The following is a 23260-nucleotide window of genomic DNA, read 5'->3' as shown; positions in this document are numbered from 1 at the left end:
CCGGCCCCCCGCCGCCGCGCGCGCACCCGGGCGGTGTCGATCGCGACGGCGGCGACGGGCGAGAGCCCCTCGGCGACGGCGACGACGGGCAGCGCCCCGGAGTCCTCCACCCCGCTCTGCCACCGCAGTCCGTACCCGATGCTCCGCTGGACGAGATACCCGAGGACCCGCGCGACCCGGTCCTCCTCGCCGAAGACGCCCCGCACCTCGACGTCGTACTCCAGCAGCGAGTGCAGCAGATGCGCGCTGTCGATCTGCCGGTCGGCGCCCCGCACGGCTCTGCGGCGCGCGCCGGCGACCGCCGCCACCAGTTCCTCGCTCAACCCGGCGACGTCGTCCACCGCTGGCGGGACGGGTTCGTGGACCGATGGCCGGGGAATTCGGGGTTGCACCCGCTCACCCCATCAGTCCCGGACGCCCCCGGTCATCCGCGTAACGGAGCATTTCCGCCTCCCACGCAGAGGGGACGGCCGGCTCCGGAATCTCCTCCTTACGGATGACATCAGGCCGGGGGCGCGCGATCGGCCCTCTCGCGCCCGGCAGGCAACCGACCGGCGGAGGCACACGTCACACTACTGAGAGAGGGGGTTCCGGTTGTGACGGTGAGCTGGCTGGTCGTACTCCCGTCGGTGGACGGCCTGGAGTACGTGTACCGCGTCTACGCCCCGGAGGACGCCCTGCCCGCCGACCTGTTCTGGGCGGCCTGGCACTGCCACGACGAGGGCCCGCACCCGCGCGCGTGGGACGTCTTCGACGCCGCGGTGATAGGCAGGCTGCGCTGAACGCCCGCCCATGTCTTGCAAGTTGGCGACCCCGGAGCTACGTTCCGCGCACCCTGGCCGATTCGAAGAGGTGGTCGCATGGCCGAAGTGAGCGCCGAGGCACGTATCGAGGCACCGGCGGAGCAGATCTGGACCCGGCTGACGGACTGGCCGGCGTACGGCGAGTGGAACGCGACGCACACCGACTTCCCCCAGGGCGGCCCGAAGGCGCTGGAGCCGGGCGCGACCTTCCAGGAGAACCTGAAGCTGATGGGTTTCCCCGCCGAAGTCCAGTGGACGATCGACGAGTTGACGCCCGCCCGGTCCTTCACGATCACAGGCAAGGGCCCCATGGCCGTCGCCCTCCTGACCCGCTACACCCTCACCCCGGACGGTTCGGCCGCGACGACGGTCCGCATCGACGGCGAGTTCACCGGCGCCGCGGTCTCCCTGATGGCGGGGAAACTGAAGGACTCGGCGACGGCCGCGCTGACCGAGTCGCTGCGGAAACTGGCGGCGCTGGTCGCCTGACCGGGGACACACGAAGGCGCCCCGCGAATACCACGGGGCGCCTGCGCATGGCCGCGCGGAGGGTCAGCCCTCGTCGGCCAGAATCAGATAGAGCTTCTTCCGGGCATCGTTGACAACAGCCAGAGCCTTTTCACGCTGCTCCTTGTCTCCGGTCCGCCAGACCTGCCCGAACGCCTCGAAGAGCCCGGATCCCGCCTGCCGGATCTCGTTCAGCGACTCCCAGTCGACCCCGCGCGTGGCCTCCTCCCAGGGCGTCTCGGCCACGTCCTCGGCAGCCGCGCGCCCGGCCTCGGTGAGGGAGAACAACTTCTTCCCGCCCTCGCTCTCACTGCTGATGAGCCCCTCGTCCTCCAGCAGTTGAAGCGTCGGATAGACCGACCCCGGGCTCGGCTTCCAGGCCCCGCCACTGCGCTCGGCGATCTCCTGGATCATCTCGTAACCGTGCATCGCCCGTTCTTTGAGCAAGGCCAGAATCGAGGCCCGCACGTCCCCCCGCCGAGCCCTCCCCCTGGGTCCACCACGCCCACGCCCACCCCAGGGCCCCGGCCCGAACCCAGGCCCTCCGGGCCCGAACGGCCCGAAAGCACCCCGCCGCCCCTCGAACCCACCGTGCGTACGGGGGTCCTGGCCATGTCCACGCTCGAATCCATGCATCCGCATGCCACTCACTCCATTCACCGTTCCATTGATCGATCAACATCACTTCATCAACCGATCGCGACCCTTCAACGATATATCGGAACCGACTGCCTGGCAACCCCACTCCCCCCTGCGGGATCCGTCCCGGACAGCGTCACCGGCGCACGACGGCCATGGCGCCTTCCTCCGGACTCCCCGTGATCTTCCGAAGCAACCCGAGGAAACCGTCTCGAACCTGCCCGCCGGCCGACACCGAACGCCGAAGGTGAGCGGCGCAGGACACCGCGACAGGCTTGGCGACAGCCTCCAGGATCCGGACGGCGCAGGCGTGCTCGGCCTGGCTCGGCTCCCACTCGCCGCTGTCGAACGCGGCATGCAGATCACGTATCCGTGTCACCAGTCGCTCGACATCGGCTGCCATGCACCGTCCGTACCGAGCCCGCCGCCGACGCGCCGATGAGTCCCGCCACCCCCGACGGTCCTACTGTCGAACCCCCGACACGAGGAGCCCCGCATGCGCACCGTCACCTACTCGCTGGGTGTCTCGCTCGACGGCTACACCGTCGGCCCGGACGGCGGCTTCGCCTGGACGGCTCCCGACGAGGAGTTGTTCCGGTTCGCCATGGACCAGATCAGGGAGGTCGGCGTCCACGTGATGGGACGGCGGCTGTACGAGGCGATGCTGTACTGGGAGACCGCGGCCGAGGACCCCTCGCTCGACGCCCTCCAGCGGGAGTGGACCACGCTCTGGAATCCGCTGCCCAAGGTGGTGTTCTCGCGCACCCTCACGCACCTGCGGGGCAACGCCCGGCTGGCCACCGGCACCCTCGCGCAGGAGATCGGGCGACTGCGGGCCGAACCGGGTGAGGGCGACATCGCGATCGGCGGCGCGACCCTCGCCGTCCAGGCGGCGGAGGCGGACCTGATCGACGAGTACCGGCCCAAGATCCACCCCGTCCTGGTCGGCGGCGGCACCCCGTTCTACGGCCACCACGCCCGCCGGGTGGACCTCGAACTCGTCGAGACCCGCACGTTCCCCACGGGAGTCGTGTACCTGCGCCAGCGCGTCACACGCTGAACCCGTCAGTTATCGAGAAGCGCCCACCCCCACCCCCGCCCTAGCCTGACCCCACAGCCACCACACCGCCCTGAGGGAGCCTCGATGACGAAGCCGCACGCCGCCGACAGCCACGACCTGATCCGGGTGCACGGCGCGCGGGTGAACAACCTCCAGGACGTCAGCGTGGAGATCCCGAAGCGGCGGCTGACAGTGTTCACCGGCGTCTCGGGGTCCGGCAAGAGCTCCCTGGTGTTCGGCACGGTCGCCGCCGAGTCGCAGCGCCTGATCAACGAGACGTACAGCGCGTTCGTCCAGGGCTTCATGCCGAACCACGCCCGCCCCGACGTGGACGTCCTGGAGGGCCTGACGACGGCGATCATCGTGGACCAGCAGCGCCTCGGCGCGGACCCCAGATCGACGGTCGGCACGGTCACCGACGTCAACGCGATGCTCCGCATCCTCTTCAGCCGCCTCGGCACCCCCCACATCGGCCCCGCGAAGGCGTTCTCCTTCAACGTCGCTTCCATCAGCGGCGCGGGCGCGGTGACGATCGAGCGGGCCGGGCAGACCGTGAAGGAACGCCGCTCGTTCAGCATCCAGGGCGGCATGTGCCCCCGCTGCGAGGGCCGCGGTGCGGTCACCGACTTCGACCTGACACAGCTCTTCGACGCCGAGCTGTCCCTCGACGACGGCGCGCTCCTGGTCCCCGGCTACAAGACGGGCGGCTGGAGCTACCGGCTGTACTCCGAGTCGGGTCTGTACCCGGCGGACAAGCCGATCAAGAAGTTCACCAAGAGGGAACTGCACGCGTTCCTGTACCTGGAGCCGACCCGCATGAAGATCGCGGGCATCAACATGACGTACGAAGGCCTCGTCCCCCGCATCCAGAAGTCGATGCTCTCGAAGGACCGCGAGGCGATGCAGCCGCACATCAGGGAGTTCGTGGACCGCGCGATCACGTTCACGACCTGCCCCGACTGCGACGGCACCCGCCTGACCGAGGCCGCCCGCTCCTCGAAGATCGACGGCGTGAGCATCGCGGACGCCTGCGCGATGCAGATCAGCGACCTGGCCGAGTGGGTCCGGGGTGTGGCCGACCCCTCGGTGGCCCCGCTGCTGACGGCCCTGCGCGAGACCCTCGACTCGTTCAACGAGATCGGCCTCGGCTACCTCTCCCTGGAGCGCCCCTCGGGCACCCTCTCCGGCGGTGAGGCCCAGCGCGTCAAGATGATCCGCCACCTCGGCTCGTCCCTCACGGACGTCACGTACGTCTTCGACGAACCGACGACCGGCCTGCACCCCCACGACATCCGCCGCATGAACGACCTCCTGCTGCGCCTGCGCGACAAGGGCAACACGGTCCTCGTGGTCGAGCACAAGCCGGAGGTCATCGCGATCGCCGACCACGTCGTGGACCTCGGCCCCGGCGCCGGCACGGCGGGCGGCACGGTCTGCTACGAGGGCACGGTCACGGGCCTGCGCAAGGCGGACACCCTCACCGGCCGCCACCTCGACGACCGCGCCAAGCTGAAGGACACGGTCCGCGAACCCACCGGCACCCTGGAGATCCGGGGCGCGAACCGGCACAACCTGCGCGACGTCGACGTGGACGTCCCCCTCGGTGTCCTGACCGTCGTCACCGGCGTCGCGGGCTCCGGCAAGAGCTCCCTGATCCACGGCTCGGTCCCGGCCTCGGCCGGCGTCGTCTCGGTCGACCAGACCCCGATCAAGGGCTCGCGCCGCAGCAACCCGGCGACGTACACGGGCCTGCTGGAGCCGGTCCGCAAGGCGTTCGCCAAGGCCAACGGCGTCAAGCCGGCGCTGTTCAGCGCCAATTCGGAGGGTGCCTGCCCGACCTGCAACGGCGCGGGTGTCATCTATACGGACCTCGCGATGATGGCGGGCGTGGCGACGGTCTGCGACGACTGCGAGGGCAAGCGGTTCCAGGCGGCCGTCCTCGACCACCACCTCGGTGGCAAGGACATCAGCGAGGTGCTCGCCATGCCGGTCGCCGAGGCGGCGGCGTTCTTCGCGGACGGCGAGTCCCGCGTACCCGCCGCGAGCCGCATCCTCGGCCACCTCACGGACGTCGGCCTCGGCTACCTCACTCTCGGCCAGCCCCTCACCACCCTCTCCGGCGGCGAACGCCAGCGCCTCAAGCTCGCCACCCACATGTCCGACAAGGGTGGCGTCTACGTCCTCGACGAACCGACCGCCGGCCTCCACCTCGCCGACGTCGAACAGCTCCTCGCCCTCCTGGACCGCCTCGTCGACTCCGGCAAGTCGGTGATCGTCATCGAGCACCACCAGGCGGTGATGGCCCACGCCGACTGGATCATCGACCTCGGCCCCGGCGCCGGCCACGACGGCGGCACCGTCGTCTTCGAAGGCACCCCCTCTGCCCTGATCAAGTCCCCGACCCTCACCGGCGAACACCTCGCGGAGTACGTGAGCGCCTGACGACAGCGACGACGCCCAGGGCCCCGGGTCACCAGCCCGGCGGCCCCGGATCGCACCCGGCGACCCGCCACACCTCCTCGCTCACGTACCAGTGATCGCGCCCCACGAGCGCGAACTGCCGCTCACTCGCCCGCCCTTCACTCGCCCGGAACCGCTCCAGACACTCCTCCCACGACCAGTCCACCTCCGGCACCGGCGCCAGCTCCCCCCGCGCGACGAGCCCGCCGATCAGCTCCCCGATCCGCACCGGCACCGGATGACTGGCGTGATACACCCCGCCCGGCACCGCGCGCTCCCCGACGGCGAGGACGGCGATCAGCCGCCCCAGCGCCCCGACGCCGACGACGGACAGCAGCGCCCGCCCGCCGTCCCACACCCCCGGCACCCGAGCCGTCAGCTCCCGCAGCCCCGGCACGACCCACCGGTCGCCGTCCCCCAGCACCAGCCCCGGCCGCAGGACGACCCCGCCCGCCTCCAGCGCGAACCGCTCCCCGGCCAGCCGGCTCCGGCTGACGGCGGACACCGGCTCGGCGGGGACCCCACCGACCTCGATGCCGCTGTGCGGCCCGGCCCCGTACACGGCGGCGGTCGACAGCTGCACCACCCGCCGCACCCCGCTGCGCCGGGCCTCACCCATCACGGCCCGCGTCCCGTCGACGTTGACGGCCCGGCACCGGCTGTCGTCAGGCCCGATGTACGAGGCGAGATGGACGACGGCCCGCGCGCCCTCGCACACCCCCGACACCGCACCCGGCTCGGCCAGATCGCCGCTCACCCACTCGACACCCTCCACCACCTCCTCCGGAACCCGTCTCACCAGCGCCCGGACCCGCGCTCCCCGGGCCAGCAGCTCCCGCACCGCCGCCGACCCGACGAACCCGGTGGCCCCTGTGATCACGACAACGTCCGACCCGTCCCGCCAGTTCCCGACCATCCGTCCAGTTTTCCCCGATTGGCCTTGGTGCCGCGCCCACGCCACCCCCTACCGTCACCCTCATGCAGATCAGAATCGTGGACGCCTTCACCGACCGCCCGTTCTCCGGCAACCCGGCGGGGGTCATGCTCCTGGACACGTTCCCGGGCGACGACCGCCTCCAGGACATCGCCCTGGAGGTCAACCACGCGGAGACGGCGTTCGCCCACCCCCTCACCGGCGATGCCGAGGCCGACTGGGCCTTGCGCTGGTTCACGCCGGTCGCGGAGGTCGCGATGTGCGGGCACGCCACGCTGGCGACCGCGCACGTCCTGCACACCACCGGCGCCCACGAGGGTGTCGTCCGCTTCAGGACGCTCAGCGGGGTGCTGGTCGCGACGCCCGCCGGGGACGGTTCGATCACGCTGGACTTCCCGACGGCACCGCTGACGCGGGTCGAGGTGCCGGAAGGGGTGAGCGAGGCGCTGGGCGCGGAGGTGCTGAGCGCGTTCGACACCGGGCCGCTCGTCGGGGACCTGGTGGTGGAGGTGGCCGACGAGAGAGCCGTCCACGCCCTGCGCCCCGACCACAAGGCGCTGGGCGCCCACTCCGCGCGGGGCGTCATCGCCACCGCCCGCGCCGAGAACCCCGCCCTCGGCTACGACTTCGTCTCCCGCTGCTTCTTCCCCAACGTCGGCATCGACGAGGACCCCGTCACCGGCAGCGCCCACACCGCGCTGGCCCCCTTCTGGTCCCGGCGCCTCGGCAGCGCCGACCTCACCGGGCTCCAGGCGTCCCCCCGTTCAGGGCGGGTCCGTACAGGTCTGCGCGGCGACCGCACACTCCTCACGGGGCGCGCGGTGACCGTCATCGAGGGGGAACTGCTGGCGTGAGGGTCAGGGGGTGGGCAGCCAGTCGACCTTGCCGGCGAGGAGCGCGTACCCGACGAACGCGCCGATGTCGAGCAGAGAGTGCGCGACGACCAGCGGCCCGACGCGCCCCCACCGCCGGTACAGACAGACGAACACCACCCCCATCACCATGTTCCCGATGAACCCCCCGATCCCCTGATACAGGTGATACGACCCCCGCAACACCGAACTCGCCACCAGCACCCTCCCCGGCGTCCACCCCAACTGCCCCAGCCTGCGCAGCAGATACCCCACCACGATCACTTCTTCGAGAATCGCGTTCTGCATGGCCGACAGGATCAGCACCGGATACTTCCACCACACCTCCGGCAACGCCTCCGGCACCACGGTCAGGTTGAACCCCAGCCCGCGCGCCGCCAGATAGAACGCGATCCCACTGCTCCCGATCACCGCGGCAACAGCAGCCCCCCGCCCCAGATCGAACCAGGCCCTCCCCCGATCGAACCCGAGCACCCTCAGGGAAGCGCGCTCCCGCAACAAAAAATGCGCGACGAGCGCCACAGGCACCAACGCCGTGCTGATCCCGAACAACTGCCACGCCAGATCCAGCCAGGGCCGCCCAGGAGCAGCAGACCCATTGAGCGTGGCGGTCTGGTCCTTGAGCCCTCCAGGCTTGGTGACAGACCCCACAAAACTGATGAGCGCCGAAACCCCACTGGCCCCCAACGACACCCCCAGCACCAGCAACGTCTCATCCCGCAACTCCCGCCGCGACAACCGCCCCACCTCAACCACCGACCCAGCCTCCACGTACCCACCTACTCCTGTTCAGTCCCCGTCCGAGCCCCCACAGCTTGCCTCATGCCCCTCCAGAGCCCCACACGGATCCGGCTACGCGGTCATCACCTTGTTCATGAAGTTCATCAACACCAAGCCCCGCCGGCAGACCCGCGCCCAACCACACAGCAGCACCCAGGTCTTTCAGGGGCGCGGGGCTGTATCGATGTGCGGCTACCGCCGCGCGGGCGCGAGAGGCCACAACGCGCCCGCGCCCCGCCACACACAGCCCCACCCCTCCCGAACCCGGCACTCGCCCCTCTCACCCACAAGCACCCCTTCCTCCCCCCGGGGTCCAGGGGCGGAGCCCCTGGCCTGGCGGGGTCGAAGGGGCGGCAGCCCCTGGGGATGGGACGGGTAGGGGCGGCGGGGGCGAGAAACCCCGCCGGCACCCCCCACTCACCCCAACCCCACCACCTCCCCCACCCCCACAGGCCACAAATGCACCGGCTCCCCCACCCGCATCAACTCCCCGTACCGACGAGTGGTGGCCGCCAACGCCTCCCCCCGCGACAACCCCGCCCCCACCCCCTGCCGAAACGTCTCCACCTGCCAGGTAGCCCCATTCACCCGCAACCGGCACCGCTCCTCGATCACCCCGAGATAGAAGTCCCGGTCCACCGGCTCAACCCCCCACGCATCGAGTCCCACCGCGGCCAACGGCAACAACTCCTCCCGCACCAGACTCACCGCGTCCACCTCCCCCACTCCCCCCAGCCTCCCCCGCCGAGGCCACAGCAGCCGAGCCTCGATCCCGTACCGGCAAGCCGCGTCGAAGTTCGCGGCGGCGGCTTCGAACGGCAACCGGGTCCACACGGGCCGCGACTCCTCGGCAAGAGCCCGCACGACCCCGTAGTAGAACGCCGCGTTGGCAAGGACATCGGTGATGGTGGGCCCAGCAGGCAGCACCCGATTCTCGACCCGAAGATGCGGAACCCCGTCGGCAACCCCGTACACGGGCCGGTTCCACCGGTACACGGTCCCGTTGTGCAGCACGAGTTCCGCCAGCTTCGGCGTCCCCCCGGCAGAAATCACCCCCAACGGATCCTCGTCGTCGCAGATGGGGAGCAACGCGGGAAAGAACCGCAGATTCTCCTCGAACAGCTCGTACGCGGAACTCACCCACCGCTCCCCGAACCAGGTCCGAGGCCGCACCCCCTGCGCCTGAAGCTCCGGTGGCCGCGTATCGGTGGCCTGAAGGAACAACGGCGGCCGAGACTCCCGCCACAGCTCCCGCCCGAACAGGAAAGGCGAGTTGGCCCCGACGGCGATCTGCGCGGCGGCAACGGCCTGGGCCGCGTTCCAGACGTCGGCGAACCGCCCGGGCGTGACCTGGAGATGCAGCTGGACGGAGGTGCAGGCGGCCTCGGGGGTGATGGACTCGGCGGTGCAGGAGAGCTGCTCGACCCCTTGGATGTCGAGCGTGAAGTCCTCTCCCCGAGCGGCGACGATCTGATCGTTGAGCAGCGCGTACCGGTCGACCTCGGAGAGGTTCGCGGAGACGAGGTCCTCGGGCCCGAGCGTCGGCAGAATCCCGATCATCACGATTCCGGCATCGACTTCCCGAGCCTTTCGGTGGGCATATGCCAACGCCGTCCGGAGTTCCTCGGCGAGCTGGTCGAATACCCGGCCCCCCAACCGGTGCGGAGCTATGTTCACCTCAAGATTGAACATGGCGAGTTCTGTTTGGAAATCACGGCTCGCGATACGTTCGAGAACCTGCCCGTTCAACATTCTCGGCGCACCGTCCGCACCCGCGAGATTCAGCTCGATCTCCAGCCCCATGAGGTTCTTGGGACGGTCGAAGCGCTGCTCGGCCAGCAGCCGCTCCAGCCCCGCGAGGCACTGCCGGAGCTTGTCGCGGTAGTGCTGCCGATCGGACAGGTCGAACGCGCCCGCCACGACCTTCTCGCCCATACGAAGGGTCCCTCCTCGGCAGGGCGGACCGGTCTCCCGGCCCGCCGGGCGTCCCGGGTCAGGAAGGATGATGCCCAGCGGGACGATCGATAACGCCCCCGGCACCCGCCCGGGACCGCTAGGCTGGCCCCAGCCTCTCGTAAGTACCCCATAAGTGACCGTCGACACATTCGACAGACGTGGCGCGGAACTGGTTTTCCGGAACTCGGCGACTCGTGAGAAACCCCGACAAGAATACGCCGACCGCGCCTCGGGGACTTTCCCAGGTGAACGCCGGGAGCACCCCCCTGAATCGGGAGGATTCAGTCGTATCGCCGACCGAATAGATACTTGCGGCAGGAAAAGCGATCGGGTAGCCGAAACCCGCCCCGAACACGCGTCGTATAAACTCCGCGACAGGCGGAGAAGGTGGGGACCCGGTCGAAGGAGCCTGTCGTCCAGGCCGCGGACGGCAGCCCGCTCACACACCCGGCACACCGGCCTGGGCACTGCCTCTCCGACCGCCAGATCCCGAGCACCCGAGAGCTGACAGCGCCGTCCGCCCCCGCCCTCGCGCCCCCTCTGCCTGTCGAAGCTTGTCGAAGCCTGTCGAATGAGAGGCGACCCACCATGCCGCTGTATGTCCCCCCGGCACCCGCGCCCGCCCTGCGCTCCGTCCTCACCGCCCTCGGCTCCCCCCTCGCCGTCCGTGAGGCCCGCACCCCGTCCCTGAGGAGCGCCGAGGGCCCGACGGTCCCCGAACTCCCGCTCCCCCTGCACGTGTTGGAGCGGATCACCGACGACGGCACACCCGAGACCCGGCTGGTCGGCTGGCGCTTCCTGATCCACTGCCAGGAGCGGGCCGTGGCCGCCGCGGAGACCCGGCTGACGGCGGACGGCTGGACGTTCTCGCACTTCTTCGAGGGCCCGTACATCGACTCCACGGAACGCGCCCTGCGCCAGGCCGAGGCCGCCGGACTCCCGGGCCAGGCACGCCTGTTGTCCGTCCCCGGCCTCTACATGCTGACGCTGTGGCTGCACGGCGACTGCGAGTCGGACGGCACGACGGGCCACCCCGCCGCAACGGACGTCCTCATCCCGCTGGCCCCCGCCCCGCCCGGTATCGCGGCCCACCGCCCGCACCGCGTCGCGGAGTTGCTCCCGGCACTCACCCACCGGGTCACCCCGGAGCCCCTGTTGGGCTCGCCGGCCTGACCTCATCCTGTCGGACTAGCCCGTTGTGACCAGGGCGAACCATCCGAAGTGACCGTGCGGCAGGGCTGAACCGCCCGTGCGGGTGACGCGTCATGAACCTGTGAGAGGCGGTACCGCGAAATCCCTGCGGATTGACGCCCGTAGAGCAACACTGGGTTCCGACCGACTTATCACAACGGGGGCGGCCATGAACGACGCTTCGCGCCGCGAGGAAAACTCGACACACGACCCACACACCGCACCGGTCACCTCATCCGTCACGACAGAGCGAAAGATCCCTTCCATGTGCCAGCACCAGCCACCGTGTCCGCCTGCCGACTCCACCGCCCGGGACTGCGCCCGGCTCGTCGCGCACCACCCGGAGCAGGGCTGGAGCCTGCTGTGCAACGGCGTCCTGCTCTTCGAGGACACCGGTGAGCTGTTGCCCGACGGCAGCGTCATCGACCCGCACCGCCCGCTGGGGCCGGGCCGCGTCGTGGCCGTGGCCTGAGCCGGCCAGCCGCACATCAGGGGGACCCAAGGGCCGGACACACCAGTGATCCGGCCCTCACTCATGTCCCCGCCCTCTCCCCTCCCCGCCTTTTTTCCGGAAGACTCCTGGAAGTTTTCGGCCGGGCACCGCAAGCGAAGGTGGGGACATGGCACCGCAGGACACCGACACCGAGGGCCGCACCGAACCACACGGCACGCACGACCCGCACACCGCCCCCGGCCCCCACACCAAGGTGACCATCACCGAGATCGCCCGCCAGGCCGGCGTCTCCGTCCCCACCGTCTCCCGTGTCGTCAACGGCCGCTCGGACGTCTCCCCCGCCACCCGCGCCCGCGTGGAGGAACTCCTGCGCCTGCACGGCTACCGCAAGCGCCCCCAGGCCGCCCCCACCCGCAGCGCCCCCCTCCTGGACCTCGTCTTCAACGACCTCGGCAGCCCCTGGGCGGTGGAGATCATCCGCGGCGTCGAGGAGGTCGCGCACGCCGCCGGCGTCGGCACGGTCGTCTCCGCGATCCACGGCCGCTCGGGCGACGCCCGCGAGTGGATGCAGAACCTCCGCGCCCGCGCCTCGGGCGGCGTCATCCTCGTCACGTCCGACCTGGAACCCACGCTGCACGACCAGTTGAGGATCCTCGGCGTCCCGTTGGTCGTCGTCGACCCCACGGGCACGTGCGCGGACGGCGTCCCCGTGATCGGCGCCGCCAACTGGTCCGGCGGCCTCGCCGCGACCGAGCATCTGCTGGCCCTGGGCCACCGCAGGATCGGCCTGATCGCGGGCCCCCGGCGCCTGTTGTGCTCCCGCGCCCGGTACGACGGCTACCGCGCCGCCCTGGAGGCCGCGGGCGTCCCGGTGGACGAATCCCTCGTCGTCCCCGGCGACTTCCAGTCCGAGTCGGGCTTCACCGGCACCAACTCCCTGCTGGAGCTGCCCGATCCGCCGACGGCCCTGTTCGCGGCGAGCGACCGCATGGCACTCGGCGCCGTCGAGGCGCTGCGCCGGCGTGGCCTCAGGGTCCCGCAGGACATGAGCGTGGTCGGCTTCGACGACCTCCCCGAAGTCCGCTGGTCCGCCCCGCCGTTGACGACCGTCCGCCAACCCCTCGCCGACATGGGCAAGTTGGCCGTCCGCACGGTCCTGCGCCTCGCGCGCGACGAGCATCCCGACGCCCCGCGCGTCGAGTTGGGCACGGAGCTGGTGGTGCGGTCCAGCACCGCACCACCAGCCCGCCCCTGAAACCTGCCTACTTCAACGCGTTCCGGAGCGCGAAGTAGGCGGGTTTCGGCTGGAGTTGCTCATCCCAGGGGAGAGCGGCACCTTCACCGGGGAAGACGGCCGGGATCCACGAATACTTGTCCGTGTAGTCCCAGATCGTGACGCCGACGCATCGCCGCACCGACAGGCACGCCTTCGTCATGTCGGCGTACCACTGGGCCTGCTCTGCGAGTTTCTCCTCGGTTGCGGGCAGCAGCATCCGCACGTCGACCTCGGTGAGCGCGGTGTCGAGCCGCAGCCGGGAGAAGCGGCGGAGGTTGTCCTCCAGGGTCGTCGGATAGCCGAACTGGAGCGCCAGGTGCGCCTGGAGGCCGATCCCGTCGAGCGGCACCCCCTGCGCCTTCAGCTCCTTGGCGAGCTTGTAGTAGGCGTCGCTCTTGGGGCCGACGGCCTCGATGTTGTAGTCGTTGAGGTACAGCTTCACCTTGGGGTCGGCCTGCCGCGCCCAGCGCAGCGCGTCGGCGATGTAGCCGGGGCCGAGGGTCTTGTAGAAGACGGTCTCCCGGTAGGTGCCGTCCTCGTTGAACGCCTCGTTGACGACGTCCCAGGCGTACAACTTCCCCCGGTAGTGGCGGACTTCGGTCTGGATGTGGTTCTTGAGGACGGCCCGCAGCTCGTCCGCCTTCCACTCCTTGGACGTCAGCCAGTCGGGGAGCTGGCTGTGCCAGACCAGCGTGTGCCCGCGCACCTTCTGGTGGTTGGCTCGGGCCAGCCGAAGGATCTCGTCACCGGCGGTGAAGTCGAAGACGCCCTGCCGGGGTTCGGTGGCGTACCACTTCATCCCGTTGCCCGGGGTGATCATGTCGAACTCGCGGCCGAGGATCTTCGTGTAGGGCGCGTCGGTGAGTTCGGGGTTGTCGGTGGCGCTCCCGAAGTACCGGCCGTGCCGCTGGGCGAGGTCCGCCAGGGTCGCCCTGTGGTGCTGCTCCCCGGCCTGTGCGGCGGGGCCGCTCGCGATCCCGGCGGCGACCAGGGCGGCGGCGAGCGCCCCCGCGAGTCTGAGACGGGGACGCGAGCCCGAGAACCTCGTGAGCATGGTGCGACTCCTCAAGAAAGGTAAGTCGTACGTGGATCGCCGGTCAGCCTTTGGTGGCACCGGCGGTGAGCCCGCCGACGAGCTGGCGCTCGGCGACGGAGTAGAAGGCCAGGGCGGGCACCATCGCGAGGACGAGATACGCGAAGACCCGGGCGTAGTCGGCGGAGTACTGCCCCTGGAACTGCTGCACGCCGATCGGGATCGTCCACCAGGAGGGGTCGGTGAAGACGAGCAGCGGCAGCAGGAAGTTGTTCCAACTGCCCACCACGGCAAGGACGGAGACGGTCCCGAGGGCCGGCCGCGCCATCGGCAGCAGCACCCGCCAGAAGAACCCGAGCGGCCCGCAGCCGTCGAGGGTCGCCGCCTCCTCCAGCTCCGCCGGAATCTCCCGGAAGAACCCGCGCAGGATGACGATGGTCACCGGGATCCCGAACGCGGCCTGCGGCAGGATCACCCCGAGCGGGTTGTCCAGCAGGCCCAGCGAGCGCAGCAGCAGGAACAGCGGCAGCGCAACGACCGCGAAGGGGAACATCAGCCCCATCGTGAACAGCATGAACAGCGCCTCCCGCCCCCGGAAGGCGAACCGCGCGAACGAGAACGCGGCGAGCGCCGACACCCCGACCACCGCCACGGCCGTCGCGACCGCGATGAACGTGCTGGAGCCGACCGCCTGCCAGAACGAGCCGGAGCCGAGGATGTCGGTGTAGTTGGACGTCACCCACTTCTCGGGCAGCCCCACCGGATTGCGCGAGAGTTCGTCGGTGGTCTTGAACCCGGACAGCACCGCGTACAGCAGCGGTACGGCCATCATGGCCGCGACGACGACGAGGACGACGTGCAGCGGCAGATTGGTCCAGCGTTTCTTCACGCGCCGCCTCCTCGCATGGTCGTGGTGGCCCCTTCCAGGTCGCGGCGCAGGACGTAGCGCTGGTAGACGACGGCGAAGACGAGGCTGATGAGGAACATGGCGACGCTGATCGCGCTCGCGTACCCGACCTGGTAGCGCTTGAAGCCGTACTGGAACAGCGTCACGGCCATCGTCTCGGAGTGGTGGTCGGGTCCGCCGCCGGTGGTGACCCAGATCAGGTCGAAGAGCTGGATCGCGCCGATCACCGAGAGGAAGACGCTGATCCGCAGGGTCGGCGCGAGCAGCGGCAGCGTGATGGAGCGGAACCGCTGCCAGGACCCGGCCCCGTCGATGAGCGCGGCCTCCTTCAACTCGGCCGGGATGGACTGGAGTCCGGCGAGGTAGAGCATCATGTGGAAGCCGAAGTACTTCCACATCATGACGAGGAACAGCGTCGCCAGCACGGTCGACGGGTCGGAGAACCATTTCCCGCCGAGCCCGTCGAGCCCCACCTTGCCGAGGATCTGGTCCGCGAACCCCTGGTCGGGTGCGAACAGCATGCTGAACAGGATGCCGGTGATCGCCTCGGAGAGGATGTACGGCGCGAAGAACAGCATCCGGTAGACGGCCCGTCCGCGGATCTTCCGGTTGACGGCGACGGCGAGCGCCAGCGCGAACGGGAGCTGGAGGACGACCGACAGCACGATCAGTAGGCCCCCGCGCCACAGATCGCCGAGGAAGATGTCGTCCTTGAACAGCCGCGTGTAGTTGTCGAACCCGATGGCCTCGGAGGGCCAGCCGAACCCGCCCCACCGGAAGAACGAGGCGTAGATGGCGAACATCATCGGCAGCAGCACGAGCCCGCCGAACAACAGGAGCGCGGGTGTCTGGAACGCGAACGCGGTGAACCAGTGGGCCAGCTTCCGCCGGGAGCGCGCCTTTTCGGGCGCCGGAGCGGCGGCGTCGGCCCCGGCGCTCCGGTCGTCCTTCACGAACGTCGAGGTCACTGCTCTTCCTTGGCGGTCTTCGTGATCGCCTGGGTGACCTGCTGCGGCGACTTGGACCCGGCGATGAGCCCGGCCACGCTGTCGTTGACCTGCTGGCCGACGGCGGGCGCGTACGCCTGGTCGAGGTAGAGCTGGAACCCGGTGGCGGCCTTCAGCTGGGCCTGTACGGCCTTGAGGTTGGGGTCCTTGAGCGCGGACTCGGCGGCGGGCACGACCGGCAGCGCCCCGGTCTTGGAGACGAGTTCGATGTCGGTGACCTCGGAGGCGAAGAACTTCAGGAAGTCCACGGCCGCCTGCGGAGCGCCCTTGCGCAGCGCGTGTCCGCCGCCCCCGCCGAACACCTCGGTGATCGCGCCCTTGCCGCCCTCGACCGCGGGGAAGGGGAAGAACCCGAGGTCGGCGCCGATGCCCTTGCCCGCGTCGGCCTCGACGGTGGGCGCCCACTGGCCCATCAGCTCCATGGCCGCCTTGGCGTTGCCGACGGCCGCGGCCTGCCCGGTGGGGCTGGAGTAGGCGGCCCCGAGGAACCCCTTCTGGAAGGGCTGGAGGTCGACCAGCTCCTGGAGGTGCTGCCCCGCCTGGACGAACCCGTCGCCGGTGAAGTCCTTGCTGGTGTCGGCCTTCTGGAGTGCGTCGAGCCCGGCCGTGCGCATCGCGAGGTACGCCCAGTAGTACATCCCGGTCCAGCTCTCCTTGCCCGCGAGCGCGAGAGGGGTGATACCGGCGGCCTTCAGCTTCCGTACGGCGTCGAGGAACGCGGACCAGGTGGCGGGCGGCCCGGCGATGCCGGCCTTCTTGAACAGCGCCTTGTTGTACCAGAACCCGATCATGCCGATGTCGAACGGGATGCCGTAGACCTTCTCGTCGATGAGGTACGGCGCCTTCGCGACCGGCAGCAGGCTCTCGGACCACGGCTTGGTGCGCTCGCTGAGGTCCTCGACGAGCCCGGCTTCGACCTGCTGTTTGAGGACGCCGCCGCCCCAGGTGTGGAAGATGTCGGGGAGCTTGCCGGAGGCGGTCTGCGCCGTCATCTTGGATTTGTAGGCGTCGTTCTCCAGCTGAACGATCTTGATCTTCACACCGGGGTTCTGGCTCTCGAACTTCTTGGCCAGAGCCGCCCAGACGCTCTTGGCGGGTTCGGTGGTGGAGATGTTCCACCACTCGACGGTGGTCGTCCCCCCGGACGACCCTCCGTCCGAGTCTCCGCCACAACCGCTCAGCGCCGCCATGCCCAGGCCGGCTGCGGCGGAGGCTCCTATGAAGCCTCGGCGGGAGAGTGCCGGGTAGCCCATCGTGCTCTCCTCGGTAGATCGAAAGTTTCGGAGCAGATCCAGAAAGCTTCGTTGCTGCCGCACCCTAGATTCAGCCTCCGAAGGGAGGCAACCCCTTGAACGCGGTCAATTAAAAGCCCAGCTGGAGAACGCTCCTCTGCCTGGTACACGGAAGGCACCCCGAACCGGTTCGAAACATTCGGCTCAATCAACGAACATTACGAAACGGTCGCCACCACCCCCATGACACTGGGTGTCCACTCCCCCGTCCGGCCCAGTCCGCCCGAACCCCTCGAAACCCGCCCCCACCAGGCCAGTCTTAACGCAAGCTTGACGCCCTCCACTCCCCGAACCCCGGGCCCACGTGTCACTCTCTGCATACGACGGAACCGGATCCGCACACCGAGCCGCACACCTGGAGCAGACACCGATGGCCACGACCGAACAACCGGCACCCAGCCGCCTGCGCGCCTGGATGCTGGAGGGGCTGTCCGACATGGGCAAGGGCCACCGGAGTCAGCCGTCCGCGGAGCAGGGCCCCGACGCCCCCCTCAAGGAACAGGCCCACCGCGGCCAGCCCTGGTTCCGCGTCATGTGCCTGACCGGCGTCGACTATTTCTCCACCCTCGGCTATCAGCCCGGCATCGCCGCGCTGGCCGCCGGTCTCCTCTCCCCGATCGCGACGATCGTCCTCGTGATCGTCACCCTCGCGGGCGCCCTGCCGGTCTACCGCCGGGTCGCCGAGGAGAGCCCGCACGGCGAGGGCTCGATCGCGATGCTGGAGCGGCTGCTCTCCTTCTGGCAGGGCAAGCTGTTCGTCCTGACGCTGCTCGGCTTCGCCGCGACCGACTTCCTCATCACCATCACGCTCTCCGCCGCCGACGCCTCCACCCACCTGGTCGAGAACCCCCACCTCACCGGCGTGCTGCACGACCACCAGATGCTGATCACCCTGTTCCTGGTCGCCCTGCTCGGCGCGGTCTTCCTCAAGGGGTTCCTGGAGGCGATCGGCGTCGCGGTGGTCCTCGTCGGCGTCTACCTCGCGCTGAACGTCGTGGTCGTCGCCGTCGGCCTGTGGCACGTCGTCACGGCCGGCCATGTGGTCACCGACTGGTCCAGCGCGCTGACCACCGAACACGGAAACGTTTTCGCGATGGTCGGGGTGGCCCTGCTGGTCTTCCCCAAGCTGGCCCTCGGCCTCTCCGGCTTCGAGACCGGCGTCGCCGTCATGCCGAACGTCAAGGGCGACCCGGACGACACCGAGGAACGCCCCGCGGGCCGGATCCGCGACACCAAGAAGCTGCTCACCACCGCCGCCCTGATCATGAGCTTCTTCCTCATCGTCACCAGCTTCATCACGACCCTGCTGATCCCCGAGAAGGAGTTCAAGGCCGGCGGCCAGGCCAACGGCCGCGCGCTCGCCTTCCTCGCCCACGACTACCTCGGCGGCGTCTTCGGCACGGTCTACGACGTCTCGACCATCGCCATCCTCTGGTTCGCCGGCGCCTCCGCGATGGCCGGCCTGCTCAACCTGATGCCGCGCTACCTGCCCCGCTACGGCATGGCCCCGCACTGGGCCCGCGCCGTGCGCCCCATGGTCATCGTCTTCACCCTGATCGGCTTCCTGGTCACCTGGATCTTCGACGCGAACGTCGACGCCCAGGGCAGCGCGTACGCCACCGGCGTCCTCGTCCTGATCAGCTCCGCGGCGATCGCCGTGACCATCGCCGCGCGCAAGGCCGGCCAGCGGAACTGGACGATCGGCTTCGGCGTGATCTCCGCCGTCTTCCTCTACGTGACGGTCGTCAACGTCATCGAACGCCCCGACGGCGTCAAGATCGGCGCCTGCTTCATCGCGGGCATCATCCTGGTCTCCCTGCTCTCCCGGCTGGCCCGCGCCTTCGAGCTGCGCGTCACGAGCGTCACCCTCGACCCGATGGCGGAACGTTTCGTACGGGACATGGCGAGCCGCAAGATCCGGCTCATCGCCAACGAGCCCGACCGCCGCGACATCGCCGAGTACCGCGACAAGATCGAGCAGATCCGCGAGGACAACGACATCCCCGGCCAGGAGGACTACGTCTTCGTCGAGGTCACCGTCACCGACCCGTCCGAGTTCGAGGCGAGCCTCACCGTCCGCGGCGAGGTCCTCCACAACCGCTACCGCGTCCTGACCCTCGAACACTCCTCGATCCCCAACGCCCTCGCGGCCCTCCTCCTGCACGTCCGCGACTCCACCGGCTGCACCCCGCACATCTACTTCGAGTGGACCGAGGGCGGACCCTTCACCAACTTCCTGCGCTTCTTCCTCTTCGGCCAGGGCGAGGTCGCCCCCGTCACCCGCGAGGTCCTGCGCGAGGCCGAACCCGACCGCGAGCGCCGCCCACGGGTGCACACGGGCTGAGACCTATCGTGACCGCATGCACTCCTACACGATCGGCCAGGCGGCCCGCCTCCTGGGCGTCAGCCCCGACACCGCACGCCGCTGGGCCGACGCGGGCCGCTTCACCACCCACCGCGACGACACCGGACGGCGCCTGGTCGACGGCACGGACCTGGCCGCGTTCTCCGTCGAGCTGGCCAGGACGGACGGCGACGACGAGACCCCGTCCCACACGTCCGCCCGCAACGCCTTCCCCGGCATCGTCACGGCCGTGAAGCTCGGCGACGTCGCGGCCCAGGTCGAGATCCAGGCGGGCCCGCACCGGCTGGTCTCCCTGCTGACCCGGGAGGCGGTGGAGGAACTCGGCCTCGAAGTGGGCATGGAGGCGACGGCACGGGTCAAATCGACGAACGTCCACATCGACCGGACCTGAGCCTCGGGGAGGGGCGCACATACCAACTGGATCAAGCATCTACCCAGCTCATGCAATGTGATGCGCACCTGACGCCTCGCATATGCGGCAGTATCATCATCACGGCCGTCCGCCGAACCGTCTCCAAGGAGCACCCCGTGATGACCCGCCCCTCGCCCCGCACCCGCCGGCTGCTCCAGGTGACCGGCGCGGGGGTCGCCGCGCTGCTCGCGCTCAGCGCGTGCTCCTCGTCCTCGGACAGCTCCTCGGACGCGGGGACGACCCCGTCGTCGTCCGCGTCCACCGGCAAGGTGTCCGGCACGGTCACCGTCTTCGCCGCCGCCTCCCTCAAGGAGACCTTCACGGCGCTGGGCAAGCAGTTCGAGGCGGCCCACCCCGGCACCAAGGTCACCTTCAACTTCGCCGGCAGCGACAGCCTCGCCGCGAGCATCACGGGCGGCGCCCCGGCCGACGTGTTCGCCGCGGCCAGCGCCAAGACCATGAAGATCGTGACCGACAAGAAGGACAACGCCACGGCGCCGGTGACGTTCGTCCACAACCAGCTGGAGATCGCCACCCTGCCGGGCAACCCCGGCAAGATCGGTGCGCTGAAGGACCTCACCAAGTCCGGCCTCAAGGTCGTCCTCTGCGACAAGTCGGTGCCCTGCGGCGCCGCCGCCGACAAGATCCTCACCGCCACGGGCGTCAAGGTCACGCCGGTGTCGTACGAGCAGGACGTCAAGTCCGCGCTCACCAAGGTCGAGCTGAAGGAGGCGGACGCGGCCCTCGTCTACAAGACGGACGTCCACGCCGCGGGCACCAAGGTGCAGGGCATCGACTTCCCGGAGTCGTCCCAGGCGGTCAACGACTACCCGATCGCCCTCCTCAAGAACGCCCCCAACGCGGCGGCGGCCAAGGAGTTCATCGCCCTGGTGCGGTCGGCCGAGGGACAGAAGACACTGGCGGACGCGGGCTTCCTCCAGCCGTGACGACCGAGGCACCCCAGGGAGAACACACGGTGACGGCTCTCAGCCCCCGCCGCCCCGAGCGGCTCCGCAGCACCGTCCCCCTCCCCCTGCTCCTGCCCGCCCTCCTCGGCGTGGCCTTCCTCCTGCTCCCCCTCCTGTCCCTCCTGATCCGCACCCCCTGGCGCAGCCTCCCCGACCTCCTCACCACCCCCGAGGTCTGGGAGGCCCTGCGCCTCTCCCTCCTCTGCGCGACAGCCGCGACGGCGGTCAGCCTGCTCGTCGGCGTCCCCCTGGCCTGGCTCCTGGCCAGGGTCGACTTCCCCGGCAGAGCCCTCCTCCGAGCCCTGGTGACGCTCCCCCTGGTCCTCCCCCCGGTGGTGGGCGGCGTGGCCCTCCTGATGGCCTTCGGCCGCAACGGCGTAGCAGGCAGATGGCTCGACACGTGGTTCGGCATCACCCTCCCCTTCACCACCACAGGCGTGGTGATCGCCGAAGCCTTCGTAGCCATGCCCTTCCTGGTCATCAGCGTCGAAGGCACCCTCCGAGCAGCCGACCCCCGCTACGAGGAAGCCGCCGCCACCCTGGGCGCCACCCGCTTCACCGCCTTCCGCCGGGTAACCCTCCCCCTGATCGCCCCCGGCATCGCCGCCGGCGCCGTCCTGGCCTGGGCCCGAGCCCTCGGCGAATTCGGCGCCACCATCACCTTCGCCGGCAACTTCCCCGGCAGAACCCAGACCATGCCCCTGTCGGTCTACCTGGCCCTCCAGAACAACCCCGAGTCAGCGATGGCCCTGAGCCTGGTCCTCCTGACGGTCTCGATAGCGGTACTGGCGGCGCTGAGAGAAAAATGGCTGAGGACACCATAGGAACAAACGGAACAACCAACCCCGCCCCCCGAATCCAGCCCAGTGCCGCGGGGGCCGCACCACCTCACAGCCCTCACCGCGCAAGCATGCCAATCCACAACAAAACCCACCCGCACCCCGCACCCCGCACCCCGCACCCACGGTCGCCTCGCCCACGCAGCCGCACCACACTCACCCCCTCGCCCCTCACCCGCGCCCAGTCGCCACCCACCCCCACCCACCTCCCCGCCCCACCCGCGCCCACCCGCACCCCCCGTCTCCTCCCCGCCCCAGCTGCGGGCAGTCGTGCCGCTAGGGGCGGCACGGGTGGGCGCAGCGGCACCCCGCAAGCGCGGGCAAGCGGAAACGCCCCCACCCCAGCCACCCACCACCCGCACCCACTCACCGAACCCCAGCCACCCTCACCCGCCCCCCCCAGGACGCCCCCAATGACCCCACAGGGCCTAGACGCCCACCTCGTAGTCACCCGCCCCCCAACGTTCCACCTGAACCTCCCCCTAAAAGCCGCCCCCGGCGAAACCCTCGCCCTCCTGGGCCCCAACGGCGCTGGAAAGACCACCGCCCTCAGAGCCCTGGCCGGCCTGCTCCCCCTCACAGCCGGTCACTTCCACCTGGACGGCCACCCCCTGGAACACACACCCCCCGAATCCCGCCCGGTGGGCGTCGTCTTCCAGGACTACCTCCTCTTCCCCCACCTCACCGCCCTGGACAACATCGCCTTCGGCCCCCGCTGCCAGGGCACCGGCAAGCACCGGTCCCGCGCCCAGGCAAGAGACTGGCTGGCCCGCATGGACCTGACCCCGCACGCCGACACCAAACCCCGCCACCTCTCCGGCGGCCAGGCCCAGCGCGTAGCCCTCGCCCGAGCCCTCGCCACCCACCCCCGTCTCCTCCTCCTGGACGAACCCCTCGCCGCCCTGGACGCCCGCACACGGCTCGACGTGCGAGCCCAACTCCGCCGCCACCTCACGGAGTTCGACGCGGTCGCCGTCATCGTCACCCACGACCCCCTGGACGCCATGGTCCTCGCCGACCGCCTGATCGTCATCGAGCACGGCAAGGTCGTCCAGGAAGGCACCCCCTCCGACATAGCCCGCCACCCCCGCACCGACTACATCGCCCAACTCGTCGGCCTGAACCTCTACAAGGGCGAGTCGACCGGCACCGAGGTCACCCTCCCCACGGGCGAACGCATCACCACGTCGGAGCACCTCACCGGCCCCGTGTTCGTCGCGTTCCCCCCGTCCGCGGTCACCCTCCACCGCACCCGCCCCGAAGACTCCAGCGCCCGCAACGTCTGGCACTGCGAGGTCGCCGGCCTGGAATCCCACGGCGACCAGATCCGCGCCGACCTGACCGGCGATCTCCCTCTCACCGCGGACCTCACCACCGTCGCGGCAGCGGAACTGAACCTCCACCCGGGCACCGAACTCTGGGCCTCTCTGAAGGCGGCCCAGACACACGCGTATCCGGCATGAAAAAAGCCCCCTCCCCGGCGGAAATGCCGGAAAGGGAGCCCT

Annotated in this window: 23 protein-coding genes; 13 read left to right on the top strand and 10 right to left on the bottom strand. The window is 70.0% G+C overall.

Annotated features, from left to right (window positions below; all coding sequences use genetic code 11):
* The coding region (locus ACVNF4_RS07450) for a hypothetical protein (RefSeq protein WP_461801882.1) at positions 1-392 on the bottom strand (392 nt) is incomplete at its 3' end.
* A 210-nt stretch (positions 393-602) separates the two neighbouring features.
* On the opposite strand from ACVNF4_RS07450, the gene ACVNF4_RS07445 reads away from it, so the two are divergent.
* Positions 603-782, top strand: coding sequence for a hypothetical protein (locus ACVNF4_RS07445; RefSeq protein ID WP_461801881.1), 180 nt, complete (start codon positions 603-605; stop codon positions 780-782).
* A 78-nt stretch (positions 783-860) separates the two neighbouring features.
* Entirely contained in the window at positions 861-1292 is a 432-nt protein-coding gene (locus tag ACVNF4_RS07440) for a type II toxin-antitoxin system Rv0910 family toxin (protein WP_461801880.1), read from the top strand.
* Positions 1293-1355: 63 nt separating this feature from the next.
* Here the strand turns inward: ACVNF4_RS07440 and ACVNF4_RS07435 are convergent, their stop codons facing one another.
* Positions 1356-1952 (bottom strand): PadR family transcriptional regulator, encoded by a 597-nt coding sequence (locus ACVNF4_RS07435; protein ID WP_461801879.1) that lies wholly within the window; start codon positions 1950-1952, stop codon positions 1356-1358.
* A gap of 133 nt (positions 1953-2085) precedes the next feature.
* Positions 2086-2352 (bottom strand): hypothetical protein, encoded by a 267-nt coding sequence (locus tag ACVNF4_RS07430; RefSeq protein ID WP_461801878.1) that lies wholly within the window; start codon positions 2350-2352, stop codon positions 2086-2088.
* Positions 2353-2445: 93 nt separating this feature from the next.
* Between ACVNF4_RS07430 and ACVNF4_RS07425 the strand changes: the two genes are divergently transcribed.
* Together ACVNF4_RS07425 and ACVNF4_RS07420 are read left to right on the top strand one after the other, a co-directional pair.
* Positions 2446-3009, top strand: a complete 564-nt coding sequence (locus tag ACVNF4_RS07425) for a dihydrofolate reductase family protein (protein WP_461801877.1) — start codon at positions 2446-2448, stop codon at positions 3007-3009.
* 84 nt (positions 3010-3093) lie between these two features.
* The gene (locus ACVNF4_RS07420) at positions 3094-5451 is read left to right on the top strand and encodes an ATP-binding cassette domain-containing protein (RefSeq protein ID WP_461801876.1); all 2358 of its coding nucleotides are present in this window, start codon (positions 3094-3096) and stop codon (positions 5449-5451) included.
* Positions 5452-5479: 28 nt separating this feature from the next.
* Here the strand turns inward: ACVNF4_RS07420 and ACVNF4_RS07415 are convergent, their stop codons facing one another.
* A complete protein-coding gene (locus ACVNF4_RS07415) occupies positions 5480-6349 on the bottom strand; it encodes an NAD-dependent epimerase/dehydratase family protein (RefSeq protein ID WP_461801875.1) in 870 nt (289 codons plus the stop codon).
* A 98-nt stretch (positions 6350-6447) separates the two neighbouring features.
* Between ACVNF4_RS07415 and ACVNF4_RS07410 the strand changes: the two genes are divergently transcribed.
* Positions 6448-7257, top strand: a complete 810-nt coding sequence (locus ACVNF4_RS07410; RefSeq protein ID WP_461801874.1) for a PhzF family phenazine biosynthesis protein — start codon at positions 6448-6450, stop codon at positions 7255-7257.
* A gap of 3 nt (positions 7258-7260) precedes the next feature.
* On the opposite strand, the gene ACVNF4_RS07405 is transcribed toward ACVNF4_RS07410, so the two are convergent.
* Positions 7261-8046, bottom strand: a complete 786-nt coding sequence (locus ACVNF4_RS07405) for a CPBP family intramembrane glutamic endopeptidase (RefSeq protein WP_461801873.1) — start codon at positions 8044-8046, stop codon at positions 7261-7263.
* A 426-nt stretch (positions 8047-8472) separates the two neighbouring features.
* Positions 8473-9990 (bottom strand): glutamate--cysteine ligase, encoded by a 1518-nt coding sequence (locus tag ACVNF4_RS07400; RefSeq protein WP_461801872.1) that lies wholly within the window; start codon positions 9988-9990, stop codon positions 8473-8475.
* Positions 9991-10599: 609 nt separating this feature from the next.
* Between ACVNF4_RS07400 and ACVNF4_RS07395 the strand changes: the two genes are divergently transcribed.
* From ACVNF4_RS07395 to ACVNF4_RS07385, 3 genes are all read left to right on the top strand, one after another.
* Positions 10600-11184 (top strand): hypothetical protein, encoded by a 585-nt coding sequence (locus ACVNF4_RS07395; protein ID WP_461801871.1) that lies wholly within the window; start codon positions 10600-10602, stop codon positions 11182-11184.
* 283 nt (positions 11185-11467) lie between these two features.
* Positions 11468-11674 carry a DUF5999 family protein gene (locus tag ACVNF4_RS07390; protein WP_461801870.1) on the top strand — a complete coding sequence of 69 codons (207 nt, stop codon included), beginning with the start codon at positions 11468-11470 and terminating at the stop codon, positions 11672-11674.
* 148 nt (positions 11675-11822) lie between these two features.
* A complete protein-coding gene (locus tag ACVNF4_RS07385; protein ID WP_461801869.1) occupies positions 11823-12911 on the top strand; it encodes a LacI family DNA-binding transcriptional regulator in 1089 nt (362 codons plus the stop codon).
* A 7-nt stretch (positions 12912-12918) separates the two neighbouring features.
* On the opposite strand, the gene ACVNF4_RS07380 is transcribed toward ACVNF4_RS07385, so the two are convergent.
* Genes ACVNF4_RS07380 through ACVNF4_RS07365 form a run of 4 tightly spaced genes read right to left on the bottom strand, consistent with a single transcriptional unit; the run spans position 12919 to position 17132 of the window.
* Positions 12919-13986 (bottom strand): endo-1,4-beta-xylanase, encoded by a 1068-nt coding sequence (locus ACVNF4_RS07380; protein ID WP_461801868.1) that lies wholly within the window; start codon positions 13984-13986, stop codon positions 12919-12921.
* 43 nt (positions 13987-14029) lie between these two features.
* Positions 14030-14797: a carbohydrate ABC transporter permease gene (locus tag ACVNF4_RS07375; protein ID WP_461801885.1), complete on the bottom strand. Its 768-nt coding sequence runs from the start codon at positions 14795-14797 to the stop codon at positions 14030-14032.
* Between the two features lie 53 nt (positions 14798-14850).
* Entirely contained in the window at positions 14851-15840 is a 990-nt protein-coding gene (locus ACVNF4_RS07370; protein WP_461801867.1) for a carbohydrate ABC transporter permease, read from the bottom strand.
* A complete protein-coding gene (locus ACVNF4_RS07365; protein WP_461801866.1) occupies positions 15837-17132 on the bottom strand; it encodes an extracellular solute-binding protein in 1296 nt (431 codons plus the stop codon). The genes ACVNF4_RS07370 and ACVNF4_RS07365 overlap by 4 nt, the downstream gene beginning before the upstream one ends.
* 409 nt (positions 17133-17541) lie before the next feature.
* Between ACVNF4_RS07365 and ACVNF4_RS07360 the strand changes: the two genes are divergently transcribed.
* The 5 genes from ACVNF4_RS07360 (at position 17542) to ACVNF4_RS07340 (ending at position 23218) form a co-directional block, all read left to right on the top strand.
* Positions 17542-19515, top strand: a complete 1974-nt coding sequence (locus ACVNF4_RS07360; RefSeq protein ID WP_461801865.1) for an APC family permease — start codon at positions 17542-17544, stop codon at positions 19513-19515.
* Positions 19516-19531: 16 nt separating this feature from the next.
* Complete coding sequence (locus tag ACVNF4_RS07355) at positions 19532-19927, top strand: TOBE domain-containing protein (RefSeq protein ID WP_461801864.1); 396 nt, start codon at positions 19532-19534, stop codon at positions 19925-19927.
* Positions 19928-20067: 140 nt separating this feature from the next.
* Entirely contained in the window at positions 20068-20895 is an 828-nt protein-coding gene (gene modA, locus ACVNF4_RS07350; RefSeq protein ID WP_461801863.1) for a molybdate ABC transporter substrate-binding protein, read from the top strand.
* A gap of 29 nt (positions 20896-20924) precedes the next feature.
* Positions 20925-21740 carry a molybdate ABC transporter permease subunit gene (gene modB, locus ACVNF4_RS07345; protein WP_461801862.1) on the top strand — a complete coding sequence of 272 codons (816 nt, stop codon included), beginning with the start codon at positions 20925-20927 and terminating at the stop codon, positions 21738-21740.
* A gap of 428 nt (positions 21741-22168) precedes the next feature.
* Positions 22169-23218 carry an ABC transporter ATP-binding protein gene (locus ACVNF4_RS07340; RefSeq protein ID WP_461801861.1) on the top strand — a complete coding sequence of 350 codons (1050 nt, stop codon included), beginning with the start codon at positions 22169-22171 and terminating at the stop codon, positions 23216-23218.
* The last annotated feature ends 42 nt before the right edge of the window (positions 23219-23260 follow it).

It is taken from the genome of Streptomyces sp. S6 (genome assembly GCF_054880855.1).
The sequence above is the reverse complement of the archived record's forward strand: the minus strand, read 5'-3'. Positions and strand labels throughout refer to the sequence as shown.